At 69.3% G+C, this 24585-nt stretch carries 19 protein-coding genes; 14 read left to right on the top strand and 5 right to left on the bottom strand.

What is annotated here, in order from left to right:
* Positions 1-77: 77 nt before the first annotated feature.
* Entirely contained in the window at positions 78-665 is a 588-nt protein-coding gene (locus tag EDC29_RS01010; protein WP_062276976.1) for a class I SAM-dependent methyltransferase, read from the top strand.
* Between the two features lie 3 nt (positions 666-668).
* Here EDC29_RS01010 and EDC29_RS01005 read toward each other — a convergent pair whose 3' ends face one another.
* On the bottom strand, positions 669-1205 hold the full coding sequence (locus EDC29_RS01005; RefSeq protein ID WP_062276974.1) for a tetratricopeptide repeat protein: 537 nt from the start codon (positions 1203-1205) through the stop codon (positions 669-671).
* Between the two features lie 293 nt (positions 1206-1498).
* On the opposite strand from EDC29_RS01005, the gene EDC29_RS01000 reads away from it, so the two are divergent.
* The 8 genes from EDC29_RS01000 (at position 1499) to EDC29_RS00965 (ending at position 13175) form a co-directional block, all read left to right on the top strand.
* Positions 1499-3880, top strand: a complete 2382-nt coding sequence (locus EDC29_RS01000) for a hybrid sensor histidine kinase/response regulator (RefSeq protein WP_132228202.1) — start codon at positions 1499-1501, stop codon at positions 3878-3880.
* On the top strand, positions 3880-4761 hold the full coding sequence (locus EDC29_RS00995; RefSeq protein ID WP_123139163.1) for a response regulator: 882 nt from the start codon (positions 3880-3882) through the stop codon (positions 4759-4761). Before EDC29_RS01000 ends, EDC29_RS00995 begins: the two co-directional genes overlap by 1 nt.
* Positions 4762-4773: 12 nt before the next feature.
* Positions 4774-5106, top strand: a complete 333-nt coding sequence (locus EDC29_RS00990; RefSeq protein WP_062272170.1) for an ArsR/SmtB family transcription factor — start codon at positions 4774-4776, stop codon at positions 5104-5106.
* A gap of 66 nt (positions 5107-5172) precedes the next feature.
* Positions 5173-6033, top strand: coding sequence for a polyamine aminopropyltransferase (speE, locus tag EDC29_RS00985; RefSeq protein ID WP_132228200.1), 861 nt, complete (start codon positions 5173-5175; stop codon positions 6031-6033).
* A gap of 425 nt (positions 6034-6458) precedes the next feature.
* A complete protein-coding gene (locus EDC29_RS00980) occupies positions 6459-8549 on the top strand; it encodes a TonB-dependent receptor (protein WP_132228199.1) in 2091 nt (696 codons plus the stop codon).
* 70 nt (positions 8550-8619) lie between these two features.
* Positions 8620-10446 (top strand): ABC transporter ATP-binding protein, encoded by a 1827-nt coding sequence (locus EDC29_RS00975; protein ID WP_132228197.1) that lies wholly within the window; start codon positions 8620-8622, stop codon positions 10444-10446.
* The gene (locus EDC29_RS00970; RefSeq protein ID WP_132228195.1) at positions 10443-12254 is read left to right on the top strand and encodes an ABC transporter ATP-binding protein; all 1812 of its coding nucleotides are present in this window, start codon (positions 10443-10445) and stop codon (positions 12252-12254) included. Before EDC29_RS00975 ends, EDC29_RS00970 begins: the two co-directional genes overlap by 4 nt.
* Before the next feature lie 102 nt (positions 12255-12356).
* Entirely contained in the window at positions 12357-13175 is an 819-nt protein-coding gene (locus EDC29_RS00965; RefSeq protein WP_132228193.1) for a class I SAM-dependent methyltransferase, read from the top strand.
* Between the two features lie 87 nt (positions 13176-13262).
* Here the strand turns inward: EDC29_RS00965 and EDC29_RS00960 are convergent, their stop codons facing one another.
* The 4 genes from EDC29_RS00960 to EDC29_RS00945 all read right to left on the bottom strand — a co-directional run bounded on the left by EDC29_RS00960 (position 13263) and on the right by EDC29_RS00945 (position 17086).
* Positions 13263-14516 carry an ammonium transporter gene (locus EDC29_RS00960; protein ID WP_123142704.1) on the bottom strand — a complete coding sequence of 418 codons (1254 nt, stop codon included), beginning with the start codon at positions 14514-14516 and terminating at the stop codon, positions 13263-13265.
* A gap of 92 nt (positions 14517-14608) precedes the next feature.
* Entirely contained in the window at positions 14609-15916 is a 1308-nt protein-coding gene (locus EDC29_RS00955; protein ID WP_123139170.1) for an ammonium transporter, read from the bottom strand.
* A 35-nt stretch (positions 15917-15951) separates the two neighbouring features.
* Positions 15952-16290 carry a P-II family nitrogen regulator gene (locus EDC29_RS00950; RefSeq protein WP_123139171.1) on the bottom strand — a complete coding sequence of 113 codons (339 nt, stop codon included), beginning with the start codon at positions 16288-16290 and terminating at the stop codon, positions 15952-15954.
* Positions 16291-16363: 73 nt separating this feature from the next.
* Entirely contained in the window at positions 16364-17086 is a 723-nt protein-coding gene (locus tag EDC29_RS00945; RefSeq protein WP_132228191.1) for a TorF family putative porin, read from the bottom strand.
* Between the two features lie 416 nt (positions 17087-17502).
* Between EDC29_RS00945 and ubiK the strand changes: the two genes are divergently transcribed.
* From ubiK to EDC29_RS00920, 5 genes are all read left to right on the top strand, one after another.
* The gene (gene ubiK / locus EDC29_RS00940; protein WP_062272149.1) at positions 17503-17769 is read left to right on the top strand and encodes a ubiquinone biosynthesis accessory factor UbiK; all 267 of its coding nucleotides are present in this window, start codon (positions 17503-17505) and stop codon (positions 17767-17769) included.
* A gap of 19 nt (positions 17770-17788) precedes the next feature.
* Positions 17789-19309, top strand: coding sequence for a YifB family Mg chelatase-like AAA ATPase (locus EDC29_RS00935; protein WP_123142706.1), 1521 nt, complete (start codon positions 17789-17791; stop codon positions 19307-19309).
* A 62-nt stretch (positions 19310-19371) separates the two neighbouring features.
* A complete protein-coding gene (locus EDC29_RS00930; protein ID WP_132228189.1) occupies positions 19372-21270 on the top strand; it encodes an ATP-binding cassette domain-containing protein in 1899 nt (632 codons plus the stop codon).
* 16 nt (positions 21271-21286) lie between these two features.
* The gene (locus EDC29_RS00925) at positions 21287-21829 is read left to right on the top strand and encodes a DUF2939 domain-containing protein (RefSeq protein ID WP_165913403.1); all 543 of its coding nucleotides are present in this window, start codon (positions 21287-21289) and stop codon (positions 21827-21829) included.
* A gap of 224 nt (positions 21830-22053) precedes the next feature.
* Complete coding sequence (locus EDC29_RS00920; RefSeq protein ID WP_132228187.1) at positions 22054-24558, top strand: glycogen/starch/alpha-glucan phosphorylase; 2505 nt, start codon at positions 22054-22056, stop codon at positions 24556-24558.
* The last annotated feature ends 27 nt before the right edge of the window (positions 24559-24585 follow it).

The raw sequence follows: 24585 nt of genomic DNA, 5'->3' as shown, positions 1-24585 counted from the left end.
CCGGCGATCCCCGCCGGGACGGCGCCGCGCCCCGCGCGGTGACCGGTCGCATCCGTTCAGCTCACGACCCACGCACCATGCTCACTCCCGAACAGCTCGCCGGCCTGCGCCGCGACATCGTCTTCACCGCCGAGCCCGGCGGTGTCCCGCTCACCTTTCATACCACCTGGGGACTGTTCTCGCCGCGCGAGATCGATGAGGGCACCCGACTGCTGCTGCAGTACGTCGAGGTCGCGCCCGACGCCGATTGTCTCGACATCGGTTGCGGCTACGGCCCGCTCGGCCTGTCGCTGGCCGCGCGCGCACCCCAGGGCCAGACGCTGATGGTCGACAAGGACTTCGTCGCCGTCGACTACGCCAACGCCAACGCCGCGCGCAACGGGCTCGGCAACGCCCGCGCCCAGCTGAGCAACGGGCTGGCGCAGATCGACCCGGCCGCACGTTTCGATCTGGTGGTGAGCAACATCCCCGCCAAGGTCGGCAAGGAGCTGCTCGCGCTCCTGCTGCACGACGCCCGTGCCCGGCTGCGTCCCGGCGGACGGCTCTATGTGGTCACCATCAACGGGTTGCGCCAGTACATGAAGCGCAACCTCGGTGAGGTCTTCGGCAACTACGACAAGCTCAAGCAGGGCGCGCACTATACCGTGGCGATGGCCGAGCGCTGAGCCTCAGCCGCCGGCCTGCTCGAGCAGCCCGAGCAGACGGACCGCCTCGCCGCCGATGTCGTTGTCGGGGGCGATGTCGCGGGCACGCTCGAGCGCGGCGCGGGCGGTGGCGGTGTCGCTGATCTGGAGGTTGATGAAGCCGTAGGTCAGCCACATCCGCTGCAGCTCGGGGGCGATCTCCAGCCCGGCGCGCAGCGCCTTGAGGGCGCCGGCGGTGTCGCCGGTGTAGAACAGCGACAGGCCGAGGTCGTTGTAGGCCTCGGGGTCGTCGGGGCGGAGCTCGAGGATGCGCTGGTAGTAGCGCGCGGCCTCGCCATAGCGCTGCGACATGAACAGGCTGTCGGCGCGCTGGTGGAGCTGCTCGGGGTCGTTCCCGGTGACCGGCTCGGGCACGCCCTGATCCGGCGCCGCCACCGGGGCCTGGGCGACCTGGATCGGGTTGCGCAGATAGTAGTCGCGGGTGATCGCGAACACCGCGAAGCCGTAGAAGACGAGGAAGACGACGAGCAGCAGCCACTGCAGGGCGGAGAGTCGGGGCATGATCTGGGGTCGGCAAGATGGATGAACGCCCGATCCTAGGAAGGGGCGCGGGGGCTGTCAAACGATCTCCAGCTACCAGCTACCAGCTACCAGCTACCAGCCGCCAGCTACCAGCCGCCAGCCGCCAGTCGTCAGCTACCAGCGGCCAGTGGAGGTATCGGTCGATCACGGCGGCGGCCAGCCATCGAGGCCCTCTTGCCGGGGGCTGATGGCTGGCCGCTGGTGACTCTTCGGCGTCTTTGCGGTTCAATCCCTTGATTGGTTTCGACGGGCGGTCCGGCGGTGTCGGTGCGATGAAGCTCAGGCTCTATATCCTGCTGTTCCTGCTGGCCTTCGGGGTCATCCCGCTGATGTTGGCGGTGGCGATCAATCTGCCGCTGGTGCTCGATCGCACGGCGCTGTTCTATCAGCGCGCCTATCTGCAGAACCTGCGCGCCGACTTCCGCGATCTCGACCAGCACCTGGCCAGTCGACACGAGATGATCCGGTTGCTCGCGCGGTTGCCCGAGCCGGAGCTGATCCTCGGGCTCCAGGGCGAGCCCGGGCAGGTGGCGCTGGCGCGTGAGCGCTATACCCGCTGGGTCAACCAGATCCTCGTCGACCAGCGCGACATCATCCAGATCCTCTTCGTCGACGGCAGCGGGGCGCTGCGCTTCCAGCTCGCGCGTGACCGACAGGATCATGAATGGCGTGCCACCGAGCGCCCACCGCTGCTGCCCGAGCCGCGTTTCCTCGACACCGGGTTGTCGTTGCAGCCGGGGGCGGTGCTGGTCAGTCGCATCCGTATCGACCAGGAGGCCGGCGCGCGCGATCAGCGCCAGCTGATGACCCTGAGCCTGATCAGTCGGCTCGGTGACGAGGGCGGGGCGGTGGTGATGGCGATCGATGTCGGCGGGCTGGCGCAGTTCTATCGCGACACCCTGTGGGTCAACCACGACGGCAGCTATCTGCGCCCCGGCCAGCCGGGCGGCGCCTCGGGCGAGGCCTTCGTCGACTTCTCCGGGCTGGAGGCCATCTTCACCGCAGGCAACCTGGCGCTGTGGAAGGATCGCGCCGGGCGCCAGTTGCTGTGGGTGCCGATGTTCCTCACCGAGGACGGTGCGCCGCTGTGGGTCGGACGCGCGGTCGACCCCTCGCCGATCGATGCCTTCCGCGACGCGCTGATGGTGCGGGTGCTCTCGATCATGCTCGCGCTGGTGGTGGTGGTGATGGTGGTGGCGCGGCTGATCGCCAGACGGCTCGAGCGCTTCGGCCAGTCGCTCACCCGCGGGCTGACCCAGGTGCTGCGCGAGGGGCGGGCGCTGCGCTTTCACTGGCGCGGGCCGCGCGAGATCCGCGCGCTCGGCGCCCAGCTCACCGCGCTGGCCCAGACCCATGCCGAGCACCTGCGCGCCGAGCAGGCCCAGACCCGCGAGCTGGAGCGCTCCAATCGCTACAAGTCGGAGTTTCTCGCCAACGTCAGTCACGAGCTGCGCACCCCGCTCAACTCGATCCTGCTGCTGTCGAAGATGCTCGCCGCCGAGAGTGGCGGGCTCGATCCGGCGCAGCGCCGACAGGCCCAGGTGATCCATGCCGCCGGGCGCGACCTGCGGGCGATGATCGACAACATCCTCGACATCTCGCGGATCGAGGCCGGCCAGGTCGATCTCGATCTCGACAGGGTCGAGCTGCCCCCGCTGCTCGAGTCGCTGGTGGCGCTGATCGAGCCGCAGCTCGCCGACAAGCCGGTGCGCTTGAGCCTGGAGATCGACCCGCGCGCGCCGCGCCAGATCCACTGCGACGGCGACAAGCTGCGCCAGATCCTCAAGAACTTCCTCAGCAACGCGCTCAAGTTCACCGAGCGCGGTCATATCCTGCTCGGTTGCGCGCCGAGCGACGACCCCGAGCTGCCGCTGGCGCTGAGCGTCGCCGACACCGGGATCGGGATCGCCGAGGACAAGCAGGGACTGATCTTCGAGGCTTTCCAGCAGGCCGATGGCTCGACCCGGCGCCGTTATGGCGGCACCGGGCTGGGGCTGTCGATCAGCCGCGAGCTGGCCGCGCTGCTCGGCGGGCGCATCAGTGTCGAGAGCGCGCCCGGGGCCGGGGCGCGCTTCACCCTGCTGCTGCCGCTCACGGCGCCGGGTGGGGCGCCCGATGCGTCGCCGGCGACCGCGGTCCCCCCCGCCACCACGCCAGACACCGTCGCCCCGGTCGCCGTGACGGAGACCGCCTCGCCCGAGGACGGAGACGAGTGGGTGCTGGTGATCGCGCGCGAGGTGCCGCTGCTGGTGCGACTGGCCGCGGCGCTGGGGCGGCGCGGGTTGCGGGTACAGACCGCCGCCGATCTCGAGGAGGCGGGCGAGACCCTGGACGAGGAGGGCGAGGGCTGCATGCTGGTGCTGCTGGCGCTCACCGGGGCGCCCGGTGAGAGCTGTGATAGCATCCACGGCCTGATCGCGCAGTGCCGGGGCGCCGCGCCCGCGGTGGTGCTGCTGGGCGAGGCCGAGGCGTCGCCGCCCGGGCCCTGTCGCGAGGCCGGTGTGCTCGCGCTGCTCGCCAAGTCCGTCGATGACGATCGGCTCGATCGCCTGCTCGCCGAGGTGCGCGGCGCACGGGCCCCATCGACGCGGGATGCACACCAGGCCGGTCGTGCCGCCACCGGATCGGGCGACGCGGCGCGAGGAGAGCGATGATGAGCCATCATGCCGGATTCAAGCTGCTGATCGTCGACGATCACGCGCACAACCTCTTCACCCTGCGCACCCTGATCGAGCGTCATCTCGACTGTGCGGTGCTCGAGGCCAGCTCCGGGCAGCAGGCGCTCGATCTCACCCACGAGCACGCCGACATCGACCTGATCATCCTCGACGTGCAGATGCCGGAGATGGACGGCTTCGAGACCGCCTCGATGCTCAAGCTGCGCAAGCGCACCCGCGACATCCCGATCATCTTCCTCACCGCCGCCTTCAAGTCCGAGGCCTTCCAGCAGCGCGGCTTCGCCGTCGGTGCGGTCGACTATCTGCTCAAGCCGATCGACGACGATCTGCTGATCAACAAGATCGGCACCTATTTCCGCCTGATCGAGAAGGAGCGCGGGCTCAACCGCCAGCTCGAGCAGCAGGTCGCCGAGCGTACCCGCGAGCTGGCCGAGGCGCGCCAGTACCTCGAGAACATCCTCACCTACATGGGCGAGGCGCTGCTGGTGCTCGCCCCCGACGGCACCATCAAGTTCACCAACCCGGCGGCGCGCCACATGCTCGGTTACGAGGAGACGGCGCTGCGCGGGATGGCGATCGGGGACGTCTTCGAGGAGGAGGCCGACGAGCAGGCCGGGGCCTTCATGGGGACCTGGCTCGAGGCGCTGATCCGCACCGGCGCGCTCAGCAAGATCGAGGCGCGGTTCATCGCCAGCGACGGACGCCGGGTGCCGATCCTGTTCTCGCGCACCGCGGTGAGGGATACCCGGGGCGAGATCAGCGATATCATCTGTATTGCCAAGAACATGAGCGGCTATGTCCGGGTCGATCCGGACGATGCCGCGCCCGCGCCGGGGCAGGCGCGGGAACCGTCCTGAGGAGGATGCACGATGACCGATCCGGTTCTGCCCACGGGCCCCGGTGACGAGGAAGACGCCACCCTCACCGCCAACGCCCTCAAGGCGATGGCCCATCCGTTGCGCTGGAAGATCCTGTGCTCGCTCGGCGGGCGCGAGCTCTCGGTCGGCGAGATCGTCGAGCGCGTCGGCACCTCGCAGAGCAACATCTCGCAGCATCTCGAACAGCTGCGCAACAAGAACATCGTGGTCGCCCGCAAGGAGGCCAACCGGATCTATTACCGGATCCGCAACACCCAGCTGCTCGAGCTGATCGGCATCATGCGCGAGGTGTTGTGTCCGGCCAACCTCGACGACCGGCCCTAGCCCCGCGCGTCGACGTCCACCGTCGCGGGGGCCTGACCCCCGACCCCATATCGCAGAGGAATGTCCATGCTCGATCCCAATCAGTGGTTCTCCGAGGTCGTCGCGACCGACGGTTCCGCCTTCTCGCTGAAGATGCGCGCCCGGGTGCACGAGGAGCAGACCCCCTATCAGCGCATCGAGATCTACGACACCGAGGGCTTCGGCCATCTGATGGTGATCGATGGCTGCACCATGCTCTCGACCCGGGACAACTTCCTCTATCACGAGATGATGTCGCACCCGGCGCTGTTCACCCATGCCGCGCCGCGGCGGGTGTGCATCATCGGTGGCGGCGACTGCGGTACCCTGCGTGAGGTGCTGCGTCACGACGGCGTCGAGTCGGCGGTGCAGATCGATATCGACGAGCGCGTCACCCGGCTCGCCGAGCGCTATTTCCCCGAGCTCACCGAGGCCAACGCCGATCCGCGTGCGCAGCTGCTGTTCGAGGACGGGGTGCGCTGGATCCGCGAGGCCGCGCCCGCGAGCCTCGATCTGATCATCGTCGACAGCACCGATCCGGTGGGTCCGGCCGAGGGGCTGTTCACCCGCGATTTCTTCGCCGACTGCGAGCGCGTGCTCGCCCCCGGCGGCATCCTCATCCAGCAGAGCGAATCGCCGCTCTATCACACCCAGTTGCTGCGCGACATGCACCGGGCGCTGCGCGAGGGCGGCTTCGACTCCACCCAGACGCTGTGCTTCCCGCAGCCGATCTATCCCTCCGGCTGGTGGAGCGCGACCATGGCCGGCAAGGGGGTCGCGCTCGATCGCTTCCGCCTCGAGGACGCGCGCGCCAAGCCCTTCGAGACCCGCTACTACAACGCCGAGATCCACCAGGGCGCGCTCGCCCAGCCCGAGTTCCTGCGTCGCGCCCTCGCCGCGACCGACTGATCCTCCCGCCGCCCGGGCGTCCGCCCGGGCCATGCGCCGGTTGCCCGGCGCGCGTCCGTCTCGTCCGTCGTCTCTCGATACAGGGCCCTGTGGGGTGTGCATGTCGCGTCCCGATTCGGGGGCTGCGCTCCCGATCGGGGCAGCGTGCACATGCGCTAATGAGAATAATTGTCATGTACGCGAAATAAGGCGCTGATCGTCCATCTCACCTCGCCAGGATCGGCACGGGACAGGGGCCGAGATCCACCGGATGCGCATCCGTCCGGAGGGTCTCGGTTCCGCGCCATGGGATCAAGACCGCAAGGTCCGTGTGCTCATGACCCCCTGAATCTCTCTGCCGATGTCCCTCGCCGGTCGCCCGAGGTCGTCATGCGCCGGGTCCTCGACCCGCCGGCTGCTCGCGGCGACCAATGGAGATGACTCGTATGCGGTACTCGAACCGGCGCCGTCGGATCGCGGGCGCGATCCTCGGTGTCTCGCTGCCCCTGCAGGGGCTGGCCGCCGGCGCTGACGCGGTGCAGCTCGACACCCTGACGGTAACCTCGCGCCTGAGCGAGGAGTCGCTCGCCGAGATCCCCTTCAGCGTCGACGTGATCGACGCCGGCACGCTCGAGGAGCAGCGTCTGCTCGATCTCGAGGAGGTGTTGCGCCAGACCCCCGGGGTCGACGTCAACTCCTGGGGCGGGGCGAACGACGCCAACATCCGTATCCGCGGTGTCGGCTCGCTCTACCAGGTCAGCGCCGAGGACACCTCGGTGGTGGTCAACCTCGACGGCGTGCCGGTGTCGAGCCGCCATGCCGCGATGGCGACCCTGGACGTCGAGCGCATCGAGGTGCTCAAGGGGCCGCAGGGCACCCTGTTCGGTCGCAACAGCGAGGCCGGTGCGCTCAACGTCCGCAGCCGTCGCCCGACCCGCGAGGCCGAGGGCTATGTGCGCATCGAGGGTGGCGAGGACGGCCAGCAGCTCCAGGAAGCGGCCTTCGGCGGCGCGCTCTCCGAGCAGTGGATGGCGCGGGTGGCGATCCGTCACGAGGGCGCCGACAACTGGATCGAGAATCAGCGCACCGGCGATCCGCTGACCTATCGGCGCGGTCTCGCCGCGCGCGCGAGCCTGCTCTGGGAGCCGAGCGCGGCGACCTCGCTGCTGTTGATCTCCGAGCGCCAGCAGCAGGACGGCTCTGTCTCCAGCATCCTGCTCAGACCCTATGGCGATCCGCCGGTGGTCGATCTCTCGCCCGGCGCGGTCGACGACAACCGCAAGGTGGTCGAGCGTCACTCGCTGGAGTTCGGACAGCGACTCGGCTGGGGCCAACTCACCGCGATCAGCTCGTTGACCAGCGCCGACATCGAGGTCGCCAAGGCCTACGGCACCCGGGTCAGCGAGCAGGTCTTCGGCATGCCGATCGAGTACGTCGCCACGGATGACGGCGATGAGCGGGTGTTCAACCAGGATCTGCGACTGTCCTCGCTGCCCGGTGCCGAGGTGTTCTGGGTGGCCGGGCTCAACCTGTCGCGCTCGCGGCGGACCTGGGACTCGGCGAGCGCCCTGGAGCAGACGCACTACGAGCGTCGTTTCGATACCCATGGCGAGGCGATCTACGGCGAGCTGACCTATCCGCTCGCCGACGCCTGGAAGCTCACCGCCGGCTGGCGTCACACCTGGGAGGAGAAGCGCTACGGCGCCACCTATCACCGTCCGACCTCGACGGTCAGCGAGCGGCGGCGTCTCAGCGACAGCTACGACACCGGTCGCCTGGCGCTCTCGCACAGGCTCAGCGAGTCGACCAACCTCTATGCCGTCGCCGCGCGCGGCTACAAGTCGGGCGGCTTCAACGACTTCGCCACCCAGATCGCCGACAGCGAGCCCTATCGCGCGGCCACCGTCGACAGCCTCGAGATCGGCTTCAAGCACCATGCGCTCGACGGGCGCTTCGATCTCAGCGGCGCGCTCTTCTACAACCGCGTCGCGGATGACCATCTGCTCGGTTTCGATTACCTGACCATGGCCACCCAGGCGGTCAACGCCGACACCGAGAGCCAGGGCGCCGAGCTCGAGGGCAACTGGCGCATCGGCGCCGGGCTGAGCCTGACGGCGGGGCTGAGCTATACCGACGCGACCATCACCGAGGATGTCGTCGGGGTCCAGGGCGGACGGGTCGCCGCCGGCAACCGGGTGCCCGACGTGGCGCGCTGGAGCGGGCTGGTGTCGCTGTCCTGGCAGCACGCGCTCGAGTCCTTCCCCGGTGGCGCGGCGCCGTTGCTCAATGCCCGGCTCACCCATCGCTATGTCGGCGAGCGCCCGGCCGATCCCCAGAACCGCATCGACCTCGACGCCTATCACAAGCTCGATCTACGGCTCGGGCTGATGTTCGGCGCCACCGAGTTCTATGTCTGGGGCGACAACCTGCTCGATGCCGACTACGAGCACTACGCCTACTGGTTCCCGCCCGATATCTCCGTCGGTCTGCCGGCGCAGGGACGCGTCCTCGGGCTCGGGGTGAGCCATCTGTTCTGAACCCAGCGGTCGTCCCCGGCGATGCGCGTCGCGGACGGCCAGTCCAGCCATCCATCTGCGGAGGTCATCGATGAACACCGACCCGGACCAGCCCGCGCGCGCCGCGCCCACCGATATCAGCCCGTGGGCGGTGATGCGCCCGGTCCGTGGCCAGATCGGCGTCGCCATGGCGCTGTCGGCCGCGTCCACACTCTCCACCCTGGCCGCGCTCGGACTGCTTGCCTGGCTGGTGCACGGTCTGATCCAGGACCCCGGCACCATGCCCTGGGCGGCGCTGCTCGGCGCCGCCGGCTGTACCGCGCTCGCCTATGTGCTCAGGGTGCAGTCCTTCTCCCAGTCGCACGCGGCGGCCTTCCGGCTCGAGCAGGTGCTGCGTACCCGGCTCAGTCAGCACCTGGCGCGGATCTCGCTCGGCGAGGCCCAGCGCCTCGGCGCCGGCGCCCTGGCCAAGGTGATGCAGGACGACGTCAAGGAGCTGCACGTGTTCGTCGCCGACAGCACGCCGCTCTATGCCCGCGCCTATGTCGCGCCGCTGCTCACCCTGGTGGCGCTGCTGTGGCTCGACTGGCGTCTGGCGCTCGGCGCGCTCGCGGTGTTGGCGCTCGGTTTCGTGGCGATGAACCTGGCGATGCGTGACCGCGCCGAGATCAGCCGGCGCTATCACCTGGCGCGCGAGCAGGTCGGCGCGGCGGTGGTCGAGTTCGTCCAGGCGATGCCGGTGGTGCGGACCTTCGACAGCGGTCATGCCACCTTCGGGCGCTACCATCGCGCGTTGGAGCAGTATCTGGAGATCGTCACCCGCTGGTATCGCGAGGCCGGGCTGTCGGCGCGGCTCGGGCTGGCGGTGCTCAACCCGCTGCCGACCCTGGTGGTGCTGCTGTGGTGCGGCGCCCTGCTGATCTGGCAGGACGCGCTCGCCTTCTCCACCTGGCTGGCGGTGCTGCTGGTCGGCACCGGCATGGCCGAGGCGCTGATGCCGCTGATGTCGCTGCTGCACCTGATCGACAAGGCCAAGCTCAGCATCGGCCGCATCGAGCAGATCGAGCGGTTGCCGGCACTGGCGGTGGCGCAGCGCGGCAAGGAGCCACTCCCGGGCGACACCAGCGTGGTTTTCGAGGAGGTCGAGTTCCGCTACGAGGGCAGCGAGTCGGCGGCGCTCGCCGGGCTCGACTTCCGCGTCGAGCCGGGCACCGTCACCGCCCTGGTCGGGCCCTCGGGCGCGGGCAAGACCACGGTGGCGCGACTGATCCCGCGCTTCTGGGACGTCACCGCCGGGCGTATCCGCGTCGGCGGGGTCGATGTCCGCGAGATGCGTCCCGAGACGCTGATGCAGCAGGTCGCCTTCGTCTTCCAGGACACCTTCCTGTTCGCCACCTCGATCGCCGACAACATCCGCCTCGGCATGCCCGGGACGGACATGGCGGCGGTGATCGCCGCCGCCCGCGCTGCCCAGGCCCATGACTTCATCATGGCGCTGCCGCAGGGCTACGACACCCAGGTCGGCGAGCGCGGCATCTTCCTCTCCGGCGGGCAGCGCCAGCGCATCACCATCGCCCGCGCCATCCTCCAGGACCGGCCGATCCTGGTGCTCGATGAGGCCACCGCCTTCGCCGACCCGGAGAACGAGGCGGCGCTGGTGCGCGCGCTCTCGCACCTGATGCGCGGCAAGACGGTGATCCTGGTCGCCCATCGTCTCTCCACCATCCGCGACGCCGACCAGATCCTGGTGCTCGACCGCGGTCGGCTGGTCGAGCGTGGCCGTCACCACGAGCTGCTCGAGCACGATGGTCGCTATGCCCGGCTGTGGCGCAGCTACACCCAGGCCCAGCAGTGGGCGCTGGGCGCGCACGCCGTCGAGGAGCAGGCCCCCACCGCCAGCGAGGAGACCCCCGCATGAACGCCGAGACCCTGAACCCGGACCAGACCGAGCGCCTCACCCTGGTGCCCTGGCGCGAGACCTATCGACGGTTGCTCACCACCGCCGGCGAGCATGCCCGCGGGCTGCGCGCGAGCCTGCTCGGGCTGGTGGTCGCCGCGGCCCTGCAGGGGTTGGCGCTGGCCTGCATCCTGCCGCTGTTCATCGCGCTGCTGCGTCCGCAGCCGGAGTGGTCGGCAGTGTTCGTGTGGCTGGCGACGATGACCCTGCTGGCGCTGCTCGCCACCGTGGCGCGCTGGCGTGCCATGGGCTTCGACTTCGACGGTCGGATGTGTCGCGCCACCCACGCGCTGCGGGTACAACTCGGCGAGCAGCTGCGGCGGATGCCGCTCGAGCGGTTGCAGGACAAGCGCACCGGTGAGCTCAGCGCGATGCTGCTCGGCAACGTCGACGAGAACCTCAACTATGCGCTGACGGTGTTCAACATGATCGCCGCGGCGGTGGTCGCTCCCCTGGTGGCGGCGCTGGTCACCCTGTGGTTCGATTGGCGGGTGGGGCTGATCCTGCTGCTGGTGTTCCCGGCGATCGTACCGCTCTATCGCTGGCGCCGGCCGTTGCAGGATCGCGACAAGCGCCGTGTCGCCGCCGCCCACAGCCGCACCTATGCCGATATCCTCGAATACACCCAGGGGCTGCCGGTACTGCGCGCGGCCTGCTGCGAGGGCGAGAAGGCCGAGCGGCTGCAGCAGGGCTTCGCGCAGCTGCGCGAGGTCCAGGAGCAGGCCGAGCGCGCCGCGGCCAGACCGGCGATCCTGATCGCCAGCGTGGTCGAGCTGGGGCTGCTGCTGGTGGTCGCTGCCGGTACCACCTGGGTGGTGCTGGGATCGCTCGACCTGGCGGTGTTGGCGGCGGTGATGGTGATGGTGGTGCGCTTCGCCGAGCCGCTGGCCAACTTCATCAACTTCACCACGGTGCTCGGCATCATCGAGGCGGCGCTCGCGCGCATCGAGGCGCTGCTGGCGATCGCGCCGCTGGCGCAGCAGGAGCCGCAACGCACCCCCGATCGCTACGACATCCGCTTCGAGGGCGTCTCGTTTCGCTATGCCCAGAGCGATACGCCGGTGATCGACGGCATCGATGCCGAGCTGGCGCCGTGCAGTCTCACCGCCCTGGTCGGTCCCTCCGGTTCGGGCAAGACCACGCTCACCCGGCTGTTGATGCGTCATGCCGACGTCCAGGCCGGACGCATCACCATCGGCGGGGTGGATGTGCGCGCGATCCCGCCGAAGACCCTCAACGGACTGATCTCGGCGGTGTTCCAGGACGTCTATCTGTTCGACGACACGGTGCGCGCCAATATCCGCATGGCCCGCCCCACGGCCAGCGACGCCGAGGTCGAGGCCGCGGCGCGCGCCGCCCAGTGCCTGTCGTTCATCGAGCGGCTGCCGCAGGGCTGGGACACCCGGCTCGGTGAGATCGGCGGGCGGCTCTCCGGCGGCGAGCGTCAGCGCATCTCGATCGCCCGGGCGCTGCTCAAGGATGCGCCGATCGTGATCCTCGACGAGCCCACCGCCGCGCTCGACACCGAGAGCGAGGTGGCGGTGCAGCGTGCCATCGACGCCCTGGTGCGCGACAAGACGGTGATCGTGATCGCCCACCGGCTCTCCACCATCGCCGGCGCCGACCGCATCCTGGTGATCGACGACGGGGAGCTGGTCGAGCAGGGACGTCATCAGCAGCTGCTCGCCGCCGACGGGCGCTATCGCGCGATGTGGGACGCCCAGCAGGCGACCAAGGACTGGCACCTGAAGGAGGCGTTGTCGGTCTGATCCGGCGCGCCGCTGTCGCCTCGCGGGCGTGCACCCGTCTCCATTCGTCCGTTCCCGGCGGCGGGATCCGCGTCCTGCCGCCGCTCCAGCGAGTCCTCCACGATGACGACCTCACATCTCCCCAACCTCACCGGCGTCCCCGAGACCATGCTGTGGACGCTGCACAACCGCGCCAGCGAGGCCGCCCGCGCCGACGGGGTGATCCGCGACCCCCTGGCGCTGCGGATCCATCGCACCCTCGACTACGACTACGAGCGCGCCTTCGGCCCCGCCGACTACTCCCACGGCGTGCGCTCGGCGATCTTCGATGCCGAGCTGCGCGCCTTCCTCGCCGCCCACCCCGACGGGATCATCGTCAATCTCGGCGAGGGGCTCGAGACCCAGCGCTTCCGTCTCGACTCGGAGCGCTCGCTGTGGCTGAGCGTCGATCTGCCCGAGGCGATCGCCATCCGCGAGCGCTTCATCACCGCGGACGCGCGTCATCTGCACCTGGCGATGAGCGCGCTCGACACCCGCTGGATCGACCGGGTGCCGCCCGGTCGAGCCGTCTATGTCACCGCCCAGGGCCTGCTGATGTACTTCGACCCCGAGGCGGTGGCCGGGCTGTTGCGCGAGATGGCCGCCCGTCTGCCCGGTGCCTGGTTCGCCTTCGATCACATCCCCGGGTGGCTGTCGCGGCGCACCCTGCGCGGCTGGTGGAAGACGCCGCACTACCGCACCCCGGAGATGCCCTGGGGGATCGCCCGTCACCGGGTCGCGCCGACGCTGCGCGGCTGGGTGCCGGATCTCGCCGAGATCCGCGCGCTCGACTTCGTCGCCCCGCGCGGGGCGGCGCGTCCGCTGTCGTGGCTGGTGGCGCGGCTGCCGCTGGTGCGGCGGATGCTGCCCGGGATCACCCGGGTGCGTTTCGCGGGCGGGTGATAAAAAAAGGGCCCCGGTGAGGGGCCCTGAGTGGCTCAACAACAGAGGAGTGAGCAGCGCGGGAACAACAGGGAGAGACGGGGAGGGTCAGCTGGCGCGACGCGTGGCGGTGAACTCGGGATAGGCCTCGAGACCGCACTCGCCGAGGTCGACGCCGGCATACTCCTCCTCCTCGCTGACGCGCAGCCCCATCACCAGACGGATCAGCAGCCACACCAGCAGCGAGGTGGTGAACACCCAGCCGAGGATGGCGCCGAGCCCGATCGCCTGGGCGGCGAAGCTCGCGCCGGGGTTGGTGATCGGCACCGCCATCAGCCCCCACATGCCGACCACGCCGTGCACCGAGATGGCGCCGACCGGGTCGTCGATGCGCAGTCGGTCGAGGGTGACGATGGAGAACACCACCAGCACGCCGCCGACACCACCGATCAGGGTGGCGAACAGCGGCGAGGGGGTGAGCGGCTCGGCGGTGATCGCCACCAGCCCGGCCAGCGCGCCGTTGAGCGCCATGGTGAGATCGGCCTTGCCGAACAGCAGCCGGGCGGTGATCAGACCGAGCAGGGTGCCGCCGGCGGCGGCCATGTTGGTGTTGACGAAGATCGCCGCCACCGCGTTGGTGTTGTCGAACCCGGTGAGGGCGAGCTGGGAGCCGCCGTTGAAGCCGAACCAGCCGAGCCAGAGCACGAAGGTGCCGAGAGTGGCCAGCGGCAGATTGGCGCCGGGGATGGCGTTGATCGAGCCGTCCTTGCCGTACTTGCCGCGGCGCGCGCCGAGCAGCAGCACCCCGGCGAGCGCGGCCGCGGCGCCGCACAGGTGCACCAGGCCGGAGCCGGCGAAGTCGTTGAAGCCGACCGCCTCGAGCCAGCCGCCGCCCCACTTCCAGTAGCCCTGGATGGGATAGATCACGGCGGTCATCACGGTGGCAAAGAGCAGGAAGGACCACAGCTTCATGCGCTCGGCCACCGCGCCCGAGACGATCGACATGGCGGTGGCGACGAACACCACCTGGAAGAAGAAGTCGGACATGCGGGCGTGGTTGAGGCCCTCGGCGGTGATGGTCGCGGCGTCGTGGTCACCGCCGAAGAGAAAGCCCCAGTCGAGACCGGGGACGAAGCCGTTGCCCGCCGTCGGGTACATGAGGTCGTAGCCGATCAGCATGTAGGTGGTGCTGGCGATGGCGAACAGGGCGATGTTCTTGGTGAGGATCTCGGCGGTGTTCTTGGCGCGGACCAGCCCGGCCTCGAGCATGGCGAAGCCGGCGGCCATCCACATCACCAGGGCGCCGGTGACGAGGAAGTAGAAGGTGTCCAGGGCATAGACGAGCTGCGTGGTGGATTCCACGGGTGGGACCTCCGAATCGGACTGGGCGCGGCGCTCGGGCGCCGCGCGGGGAGCGGGGCGAGCGGCCGGAGCCGCTCGCCGTGGTGGCGGGGTCAGAGGATATAGCCGCGCTCGTCGTGCAGCGAGAGGTCGAGCCCCTCGGTCTCCTGCTCCTCGTCGACGCGCAGCCCGATGGTGGCCTTGAGTCCGAGCAGCAGCAGCAGGCTGACGATGCCGCCGTAGACCAGGGTGGCGATCACCGAGACGAACTGGATCCACACCTGGGCGCCGATGCCGTCGACACCGTCGGCCAGGCCCGCGCCGCCGAGCGCCGGGGCGGCGAACACGCCGGTGAGCAGGGCGCCGACGATACCGGCGACGCCGTGCACGCCCCAGACGTCGAGCGAGTCGTCATAGCCGAGCCAGTGCTTGACCTTGGTCGAGGCGATGAAGGCGAAGATCGCGCCGGCGAAGCCGATGACGATCGCGCCCATCGGGCCGGCGGTGCCCGAGGCCGGGGTGATGGCCACCAGACCGGCGACCGCGCCGGTGGCGATGCCGAGCACCGAGGGTTTGCCGTGGCTGATCCACTCGGCGAACATCCAGGTCAGCGCCGCGGTGGCGGTGGCCAGCTGGGTGACGGTGAGCGCCATCGCCGCGGTGGAGTCGGCGGCGAGTTCGGAGCCGGCGTTGAAGCCGAACCAGCCGACCCACAGCATCGCCGCGCCCATCACCGTCAGCCCGAGATTGTGCGGCGGCATCGCCGTGGTCGGGTAGCCCTTGCGCTTGCCGAGCACGATGGCGGCGACCAGCGCGGCGATACCGGCATTGATGTGGACCACGGTGCCGCCGGCGAAGTCGAGCGCGCCCATCTCGCCGATCCAGCCGCCGCCCCACACCCAGTGGGCGATGGGGATGTAGACCAGGGTCAGCCACAGCGCCATGAAGATCAGCATCGCCGAGAACTTCATCCGTTCGGCGAAGGCGCCGACCATCAGCGCCGGGGTGATGATGGCGAAGGTCATCTGGAAGGTCATGAACAGCGACTCGGGGATGCTCCCGGAGAGGGTGTCGACCTGCAGTCCGGCGAGAAACAGCCGCTCGAAGCCGCCGATCCAGGCGTTGTTGGCACCGCCGTCGGTGAACGCCAGGCTGTAGCCGTAGACCGCCCACAAGAGGCTCATCAGACAGGCGATGGCGAAGCACTGCATCAGCACCGAGAGCACGTTCTTGGCGCGCACCAGACCGGCGTAGAACAGCGACAGGCCGGGCAGGGTCATGAACAGCACCAGCGCGGTGGCGGTCAGCATCCAGGCGGTGTCGCCGGCGCTCAGCGCGGCGTCGTCCTGGCCCCAGGCGAGCAGGGGCGAGAGCAGCAGCGCGACCAGCAGAGGCGCGCGCAGGGTCGTCGAATGTCGCATCGGATTCACCGTTACATCTCCTAGCACTGCCTGGCTCAAAGCGCGTCCGGACCGGTCTCGCCGGTACGGATACGGGTGACCTGGTCGAGGTTGAACACGAAGATCTTGCCGTCGCCGATCTTGCCGGTGCGGGCGGCGGTGCTGATCGCCTCGACCACCTTGTCGACCATGCCGTCGTCGACGGCGATCTCGAGCTTGATCTTGGGGAGGAAGTCGACCACGTATTCGGCGCCGCGGTAGAGCTCGGTGTGGCCCTTCTGGCGACCGAAGCCCTTGACCTCGATCACGGTGATGCCGGAGACCCCGATGTCGCCGAGCGCCTCGCGCACGTCGTCGAGCTTGAAGGGTTTGATGACGGCTGCAACAAGTTTCATCGCGAATGAACTCCTGTGAGGACCGGAATCCCTGCTCCGGTCCGGGGTTGGGGGCGGGCGCGTGTGCTGTCGCTCAGAACTCCTTGTTCCAGCCCACCCAGACCTTGGGGTCGTCGTCGTAGGTGTCGCGACCGACCTGGTCGTAGTTCAGGCTGAAGGTGCCGAAGTCGCCGGCCTCGCGGCTGATCGAGGCGCCCCAGTGGGCGTAGTCGTTGCCGCCGTCGTTGTACTCGAAATCGGTGTAGCCGCCGTAGACGGTCAGACCGAGGTCGAAGGGCAGGGTGAAGTCGAGGCTGGCGTGGTAGTAGAGATCGCCCTGGATGTAGAGCGCCTCGTCGTTGTTGACCCCCGGGGCGCCGTCGGCCTGGCCGTAGACGGTGTAGGCGATGCCGGCGGTGAGCCAGCGGTAGCTGAGGCTGGCGGCGAGTTCGGCGAAGTCGCTGTCGCGACCGTCGGGGTAGGCGTAGTAGACGGCGCCGAGGTCGTAGCCGAGTTCGTCGGTGATGTTGCCGGCGAAGCCGAGATAGGCGTCGAGCTCGTAGCTGGTGTTGTCGCCGAAGTCGACGTTGGAGGCCCAGGTGCCGGCGTAGAAGCCGCTCTCGTGGGCGTAGTCGAGTCCGCCCTGGACGGCGGCCTGATCATCGGTCTGGCTCTGGCCGCGCCAGATGTAGTTGCTGACCACGCCGATGTTGGCGCTCACCGAGTGCGGGCCCTCGGCGCTCGCGCCCTGCCAGGGCATGAATGCCGCGCTCAGTGCGGTGGCGGTCAGGATGGCGCCGATGCGTGCTTGCTGCATTGACTGATACCTCTGTTTGCTTGCGTTGGGTCGTGGCGGTTGTCGTCCATGTGCGCCGCAGTCGGCTGTGTGGGTTGAGCCGGGGACGCGAAAACGTTCAGTGGACATCAGCACATCGCGTGCCAGTTGCCGTTTGGGGCGTGTTGGAGACGCTTTTCGGCATCATGTGCCAAAGTGGCAACAGAAGAGTGCACCGGATTGGTGCCGGTAGGGTGTCGGCGGTCAGATTAGCGCACCAAAAGAAGGCGGCACAGCACCGTCGATCGGCGCAGACGGCACCGTGCGACACACCTATAATGTGGGCCCAAGGGCGCCTCAGCGCGGTTCTTGTCGCCGTCCCGCGGAAGCGGGCGACGGCCTCGTCCAACCTCATCCACAGCGCGCGGGCCGGTGGGTTCGCGCCGAAGGAATCGATCATGTTAGATCCCAAGCAACTCGACGATCTGGTCCAGCGGTTCGCCGCGAACATGCCCAAGGGGCTGCAGGTGTTGCAGGAAGACATCAATCGCAACGTCAAGGCCTCGCTCGAGTCCGGCCTCTCGCGGCTCGATCTGGTGACCCGCGAGGAGTTCGACGTGCAGTCGGCGGTGCTCGCCCGCACCCGCGAGAAGGTCGTGGCGCTCGAGGCCCAGGTCGCGGCGCTCGAGCAGGCGCTCGGCGCGCGTCAGTCGAACGCCGACTGACCCCGGTCGCGACCCGGCGTTGGCGCTCTGCACCCTGCACAGCCGCGCCTGCGTGGGCATCTCGGCCCCGGCGGTGGCCGTCGAGGTCCATCTCTCCTCCGGGCTGCCGGCGCTGTCGTTGGTGGGGCTCCCCGAGGCGGCGGTGCGTGAGAGCAAGGAGCGGGTGCGCGGGGCGCTGCTCAATGCCCGCTTCCGCTTTCCCGACGGTCGTCTGACCATCAACCTCGCCCCCGCCGACCTGCCCAAGGAGGGCGGGCGCTTCGACCTGCCGATCGCGCTCGGCATCCTCGGCGCCTCGGGACAGCTCGGTGCCGCCGAACTCGATGACTGCGAGTGTCTCGGCGAGCTGGCGCTCTCCGGCGCGCTGCGTCCGGTCAGCGGGGTGATCCCCGCGGCGCTGGCCGCGCGCGCGGCCGGGCGCACCCTGATCCTGCCGCGCGCCAATGCCGAGGAGGCGGCGCTGGTCGGCGGGCTCGAGCTGCTGCCGGCCGAGCATCTCGGCGAGGTCTGTGAGCACCTCGCCGGGGTGCGTGCGCTGAGGCCGCACCCGCAGGGGAGCGAGGTCGTCACCGCGCCGACTGTCGCCGACCTCCGCGAGGTGCGCGGTCAGGCGCAGGCCAAGCGGGCGCTCGAGGTCGCCGCCGCCGGCGGCCACAGCCTGCTGCTGATCGGCCCGCCGGGCAGCGGCAAGTCGATGCTGGCGAGCCGGCTGCCGGGGCTGTTGCCGCCGTTGAGCGAGGACGAGGCGCTGGAGAGCGCGGCGATCCGCTCGGTGAGTGCCAGTACGCCGTTCGATCCGGCACGCTGGCGCGAGCGACCGTTCCGCGCCCCCCACCACACCGCCTCGGCGGTGGCCCTGGTCGGCGGCGGGGGCAATCCGCGTCCGGGCGAGATCTCGCTGGCGCACCACGGGGTGCTGTTCCTCGACGAGCTGCCGGAGTTCGACCGGCGGGTGCTGGAGGTGCTGCGCGAGCCGCTGGAGTCGGGTCATATCGACATCTCGCGGGCGGCGCGTCAGGCGCGCTTCCCGGCGCGTTTCCAGCTGGTGGCGGCGATGAACCCCTGCCCCTGCGGTTATCTCGGCGACCCGGGCGGGCGCTGTCACTGCAGTCGCGAGCAGGTCGCGCGCTATCGCGCGCGGATCTCGGGACCGCTGATCGATCGCATCGACCTGCAGCTCGAGGTGCCGCGGGTCGAACTCGGCGCGTTGCTCGCGCCCTCGGCCCCGCAGGCCGAGGACTCGGCGACGGTGCGCGCGCGGGTGTGCGCGGCGCGTGAGCGCCAGCAGCACCGCGCCGGGTGCGCCAACGCCGCGCTCGACACCGCTGGCCTCGAGCGCGACTGCGCGCTCGAGGCCGCGGGGGTACGGATGATGGAGCAGGCGATGGCCAGGCTGGGGCTCTCGGCGCGCGCCTATCACCGGGTGCTCAAGGTGGCGCGCACCATCGCCGACCTGGAGGGCGCGACGCGGATCGCCCCGGCCCATCTCGGCGAGGCGATCGGCTATCGCCGTCTCGATCGCGCCGCCGAGCGGCCCTGAAGACGCATCGCGCGGGTCTCTCGCCCGCGCACCACAGTGTTCGCAACCGATACCGGATCATCATGCTGCAACTTCAAGAGCTCAGCCTGCGCCGTGGCCCCAACCTGTTGCTGGAGGGCGCCGACGTCACCGTCTATCCCGGTCAGCGGGTGGGGCTGGTCGGCGCCAACGGCTGTGGCAAGTCGAGCCTGTTCGCGCTGTTGCTCGGCGAACTCGGCGCCGACGCCGGCGCCGTCTCGCTGCCGCCCGACTGGGTGATCGCCCATGTCGCCCAGCACACCCCGGACACCGAGCGCGCGGCGATCGAATTCGTCCTCGACGGCGACCGCGAGCTGCGCGAGATCGAGCGCGAGCTGGCCCGCGCCGAGGCCGACGGCGACGGGCTGCGCCACGCCGAGTGGCTGGGGCGGCTGGAGGCGATCGACGGCTATGGCGCCGAGAGTCGCGCGGCGCGTCTGCTCCACGGTCTGGGCTTCGCCCCCGGCGACGAGCGCCGCCCGGTCAACAGCTACTCCGGCGGCTGGCGCATGCGCCTGGCGTTGGCGCGCACCCTGATGTGTCGCTCCGACCTGCTGCTGCTCGACGAGCCGACCAACCATCTCGACCTCGATGCGGTGATCTGGCTGGAGGGCTGGCTGCGGGCCTATCCCGGCACCCTGGTGCTGATCTCGCACGATCGCGATTTCCTCGATGCGGTGGTCGGTCAGGTGCTCGCCCTCGAACAGCGCCGCCTGACCCTCTATACCGGCAACTACTCGGCCTACGAGCGTCAGCGCGCCGAGCGTCTCGCCCAGCAGCAGGCCGCCCACGAGCGCCAGCAGCGCGAGATCGCGCACATGCGTGGCTTCGTCGATCGCTTCCGCGCCAAGGCCACCAAGGCACGTCAGGCGCAGAGTCGGCTGAAGGCGCTCGAGCGCATGGAGCTGATCGCCCCGGCCCATGTCGACTCGCCCTTCCGCTTCGCCTTCGCCGTCCCGGAACACCTGCCGCGCCCGCTGTTGCGGCTCGATGCGCTGCGCGCGGGTTATGCCGATCGGGTGATCCTCGACGGGGTCGGGCTGGGGTTCGAGCCGGGCGACCGCATCGGCCTGCTCGGGCGCAACGGCGCCGGCAAGTCGACCCTGATCAAGGTGCTCGCCGGCGAGCTGGCGCCGCTCGCCGGGCGTTGCGAGTGCGCCCAGGAGCTGCGTGTCGGCTATTTCGCCCAGCACCAGCTCGAGGCGCTGCAGGCCGAGGACAGCCCGCTCGCGCACCTGCGCCGACTCGACCCCGAGGCCACCGAGCAGCAGTTGCGCGATTTTCTCGGCGGCTTCGGTTTTTCGGGCGATCGCGCGCTCGATCCGGTGGCGCCCTTCTCCGGCGGCGAGAAGGCGCGCCTGGCGCTGGCGCTGATCATCTACCAGCGTCCCAATCTGTTGCTGCTCGACGAGCCGACCAACCATCTCGACCTGGAGATGCGCCACGCCCTGAGCGAGGCGCTGCAGGGCTTCGAGGGCGCGCTGGTGGTGGTCTCGCACGATCGTCACCTGCTGCGGGTGACCACCGATACCCTGCTGCTGGTCGACGACGGCCAGGTTGCGCCCTTCGCCGGCGATCTCGACGACTATCCCGCCTGGCTCGCCGGACGGGTGGCCGCTGGCACCGGCGCCGATGAGTCGGCCCAGGCGCGTGTCGGCAACGAGCGGCGCGAGCAGCGCCGTCAGGCCGCCGAGCAGCGCAAGGCGATGGCGCCGCTGCGCCAGCGCGAGCGGCGTCTCGAGGCCGCGCTCGAGCAGCTGGCGACGCGGCGCGAGACGCTCGACCAGACGCTCGCCGACCCCGCGCTCTACGAGGAGTCGGCCAAGCCGCGGTTGCTCGAGCTGATGGAAGAGCACCGCCGGCTCGAGGCCGAGCTGGTGGCGACCGAGAGTGAGTGGCTCGATGTCTGCGAGGCACTCGAGCAGTTCCAGGAGACCTGTTGAGCGCCGGACTCGCGCGATGATGCCGCTGTTTCCCGATCCCTTCCGTTTTCGCGCCCACTGGTCGGCCGCCCGCTGGCGCCGCCTGGGGGCGGCCCTGAGACCGCTGCTGCTGGCGCTGCTGGCCTTGCTGTCGCTCTATTGCGTCTGGCCCTATGCGACCCTGTGGCGGATCGATCGCGCCCTGGCCGAAGGCGATTGCTCGGCACTCGACGGATTGGTCGATCTGCCGGCGATCCGCGCCGAGATCGCCCACCGGCTCAACAAGGAGCACGAGAGCGTGATCGGCGAGCTCTCCGACGCCTTCATCCAGTGGCTGGAGGCGGGGATTCGGCGCAACGGTCCCGGCGCGCTCGACGAGCTGGTGACCCGCGACTGGGTGTGCGAGCGGTTGCAGGCCGCGACACCGCCGGGCGAGGCGCTGACCGATCAGCTCGCCGGGGCCTGGTTCGTCGCGCCCCGTGAGTTCGGCGCGCGTCTCGTGTCCGCCGGCGCCGAGACGGTGTACCTCCGACTGCGCCTGCAGCGCCCGGGCTGGCGGCTGGTCACACTGTATTACTGAGTGCCGGTCGCCGCGCTGCGGGTTGCGACTTCATCAACCAGACCCGACCGGCGGCTATGATGATCTGCGGTGAGTCGCGTGTGGGACCGTGCATTCTGGCCCGCAGCCTTGCTGACGCTATTGCTCAGAGGATCCGATCGCGATCCGGGTCGTGTTCGGTAGCCGCCGCGTCGCGGTCTGCCCGACGGCCGATCTTCAAACACGACTGAGGACCCATGTGCGCCATGTCCCCCTACAAGACACTCTTGCAGAACCCGCTCAGCGAGCACCTCTTCGACCTGCCCTCTCTGCCGATGGATGCCGCAGGGCTCGCCCGGGACTTCCAACGCTATTACGGCTATACCCTGGGACGCGACAGTGACTCGCTGGCGGCCTACTACCCCTACGCGGCGCTCGCCATCACCTTGCGCGACCGGCTGATGGAGCGCTGGAAGCGTACCCGCCAGGCCTATGACGGCGACAAGTGCCGCCGCGTCTACTATCTCTCGCTGGAGTTCCTGATGGGGCGGGCGCTGTCCAACGCCATGCTCAACCTCGGGCTCGAGGATGCGCTCACCAAGGGACTGCACGATCTCGGCGTCCAGCTCGAGGAGCTGGCCGAGAACGAGCCCGACCCCGGGCTCGGCAACGGTGGTCTGGGGCGGTTGGCGGCCTGCTTCCTCGACTCCTGCGCCACCCTGCAGCTGCCGGTGCGCGGCTACGGGCTGCGCTACGAATACGGCATGTTCCGTCAGATGATCGAGCACGGCGCCCAGGTCGAGGAGCCCGATCACTGGCTGCGCGACGGCAACCCCTGGGAGCTGGAGCGCCCCGAGTTCACCCAGCGGGTACAGTTCGGCGGGCGCACCGAGCGCTATCTCGATCATCAAGGGCGCGAGGCGGTGCGCTGGGTCGATACCTGCGACGTGCTCGCCGTGCCCTATGACCTCCCGGTGCCCGGTTATCGCAACGATACGGTCAACACCCTGCGGCTGTGGAAGGCGGCGGCCACCGACGACTTCAATCTCGACGAGTTCAACGCCGGCAGCTACACCGAGGCGGTGGCGCAGAAGAACCAGGCCGAGCACATCACCATGGTGCTCTATCCCAACGATGCCAGCGAGAACGGCAAGGAACTGCGCCTGCGCCAGCAGTTCTTCCTCGCCAGCGCCAGCATCAAGGACGTGTTGCGCGACTGGGTGCGGCTGCACGGCGAGGACTTCTCGCGCTTTGCCGAGTTCAATTGCTTCCAGCTCAACGACACCCATCCGGCGGTCTCGGTCGCCGAGCTGATGCGCCAGCTGGTCGACGAGCACCAGCTCTCCTGGGACACCGCCTGGGGCATCACCCGCGAGACCATGGCCTACACCAACCACACCCTGCTGCCGGAGGCGCTGGAGCGGTGGCCGGTACGACTGTTCGAGCAGCTGCTGCCGCGCATCCTCGAGATCATCTACGAGATCAACGCCCGTTTCCTGATGGAGGTCGAGCGGCACTGGCCGGGCGACAACGAGCGGCTGCGGCGGATGTCGCTGATCGAGGAGGGGCACGAGCCGCAGGTGCGCATGGCCTATCTGGCGATCGTCGGCAGCTTCTCGGTCAACGGGGTGGCGGCGCTGCACTCCGAACTGCTCAGACAGGGGCTGTTCCACGACTTCTACGAGCTCTGGCCGGACAAGTTCAACAACAAGACCAACGGCGTCACGCCGCGCCGCTGGCTGGCGATGTGCAACCCGGGGCTGGCGCGGTTGCTCGACGCCGAGCTCGGCGGTGACTGGATGTGCGATCTGGAGCGTCTCGAGGGACTCGCACCGCTGGCCGAGGATGCCGCCTTCCGCGCGCGCTGGCGCGAGATCAAGCAGGAGAACAAGCGTCGTCTGGCCGAGGTGGTGGCGCAGATCTGTCACGTCGACTTCCCGCTCGAGGCGATGTTCGACGTCCAGGTCAAGCGCATCCACGAGTACAAGCGCCAGTTGCTCAACGTGCTGCACGTCGTCCATCTCTACAACCGCATCAAGCAGGGCGACACCCAGGACTGGACCCCGCGCTGCGTGCTGCTCGGCGGCAAGGCCGCGCCCGGCTACGTGATGGCCAAGCAGATCATCAAGTTCATCAACAACGTCGCCGCCGTGGTCAACGCCGATCCCGATACCGCCGGCCTGTTGCGGGTGGCCTTCGTGCCCGACTACCGGGTCTCGCTGATGGAGGTGATCGCCCCGGGCACCGATCTCTCCGAGCAGATCTCGACGGCGGGCAAGGAGGCCTCGGGCACCGGCAACATGAAGTTCATGATGAACGGCGCGGTGACCATCGGCACCCTCGATGGCGCCAACATCGAGATCCGCGAGCAGGTCGGTGCCGACAACTTCTTCCTCTTCGGGCTCACCGCCGAGGAGGTCGTCGCGGCCCGCGCCCATTACGATCCCAACGGCATCATCGCCGCCGATCCGGCGCTGCGCGAGGTGATGGCGCTGATCGAATCGGGTTACTTCAACCGCTTCGAACCGGGGATCTTCGACGCCATCACCCTGTCGATCCGCAACCCGCACGACCCCTGGATGACCGCGGCTGACTTCCGCAGCTATGTCGACACCCAGGAGCAGGCCGCGGCGGCCTATCGCGATCCCGAGCGGTGGTGGCGGATGAGTATCCTCAACAGTGCACACAGTGGCCGCTTTTCTTCCGATCGCACCATCGGCGATTACAATCACGACATCTGGCGACTGCAGACGATCACGCCGCGCGACTGAGCGGCCTGGCCGTTTTCCGTGTTGCAA

Source organism: Marichromatium gracile (assembly GCF_004343155.1).
Lineage (GTDB): Bacteria > Pseudomonadota > Gammaproteobacteria > Chromatiales > Chromatiaceae > Marichromatium > Marichromatium gracile.
Note: the sequence above shows the minus strand (reverse complement) of the source record. Positions and strands in the feature narration are given on the sequence as shown.

Excerpts from the sequence above, each read along its gene's own strand:
- EDC29_RS01010 (WP_062276976.1), top strand. The coding sequence starts at position 78 with ATGCTCACTCCCGAACAGCTCGCCGGCCTGCGCCGCGACATCGTCTTC.
- EDC29_RS01005 (WP_062276974.1), bottom strand. The coding sequence starts at position 1,205 with ATGCCCCGACTCTCCGCCCTGCAGTGGCTGCTGCTCGTCGTCTTCCTC.
- EDC29_RS01000 (WP_132228202.1), top strand. The coding sequence starts at position 1,499 with ATGAAGCTCAGGCTCTATATCCTGCTGTTCCTGCTGGCCTTCGGGGTC.
- EDC29_RS00995 (WP_123139163.1), top strand. The coding sequence starts at position 3,880 with ATGAGCCATCATGCCGGATTCAAGCTGCTGATCGTCGACGATCACGCG.
- EDC29_RS00990 (WP_062272170.1), top strand. The coding sequence starts at position 4,774 with ATGACCGATCCGGTTCTGCCCACGGGCCCCGGTGACGAGGAAGACGCC.
- speE (WP_132228200.1), top strand. The coding sequence starts at position 5,173 with ATGCTCGATCCCAATCAGTGGTTCTCCGAGGTCGTCGCGACCGACGGT.
- EDC29_RS00980 (WP_132228199.1), top strand. The coding sequence starts at position 6,459 with ATGCGGTACTCGAACCGGCGCCGTCGGATCGCGGGCGCGATCCTCGGT.
- EDC29_RS00975 (WP_132228197.1), top strand. The coding sequence starts at position 8,620 with ATGAACACCGACCCGGACCAGCCCGCGCGCGCCGCGCCCACCGATATC.
- EDC29_RS00970 (WP_132228195.1), top strand. The coding sequence starts at position 10,443 with ATGAACGCCGAGACCCTGAACCCGGACCAGACCGAGCGCCTCACCCTG.
- EDC29_RS00965 (WP_132228193.1), top strand. The coding sequence starts at position 12,357 with ATGACGACCTCACATCTCCCCAACCTCACCGGCGTCCCCGAGACCATG.
- EDC29_RS00955 (WP_123139170.1), bottom strand. The coding sequence starts at position 15,916 with ATGCGACATTCGACGACCCTGCGCGCGCCTCTGCTGGTCGCGCTGCTG.
- EDC29_RS00950 (WP_123139171.1), bottom strand. The coding sequence starts at position 16,290 with ATGAAACTTGTTGCAGCCGTCATCAAACCCTTCAAGCTCGACGACGTG.
- EDC29_RS00945 (WP_132228191.1), bottom strand. The coding sequence starts at position 17,086 with ATGCAGCAAGCACGCATCGGCGCCATCCTGACCGCCACCGCACTGAGC.
- ubiK (WP_062272149.1), top strand. The coding sequence starts at position 17,503 with ATGTTAGATCCCAAGCAACTCGACGATCTGGTCCAGCGGTTCGCCGCG.
- EDC29_RS00930 (WP_132228189.1), top strand. The coding sequence starts at position 19,372 with ATGCTGCAACTTCAAGAGCTCAGCCTGCGCCGTGGCCCCAACCTGTTG.
- EDC29_RS00925 (WP_165913403.1), top strand. The coding sequence starts at position 21,287 with ATGATGCCGCTGTTTCCCGATCCCTTCCGTTTTCGCGCCCACTGGTCG.
- EDC29_RS00920 (WP_132228187.1), top strand. The coding sequence starts at position 22,054 with ATGTCCCCCTACAAGACACTCTTGCAGAACCCGCTCAGCGAGCACCTC.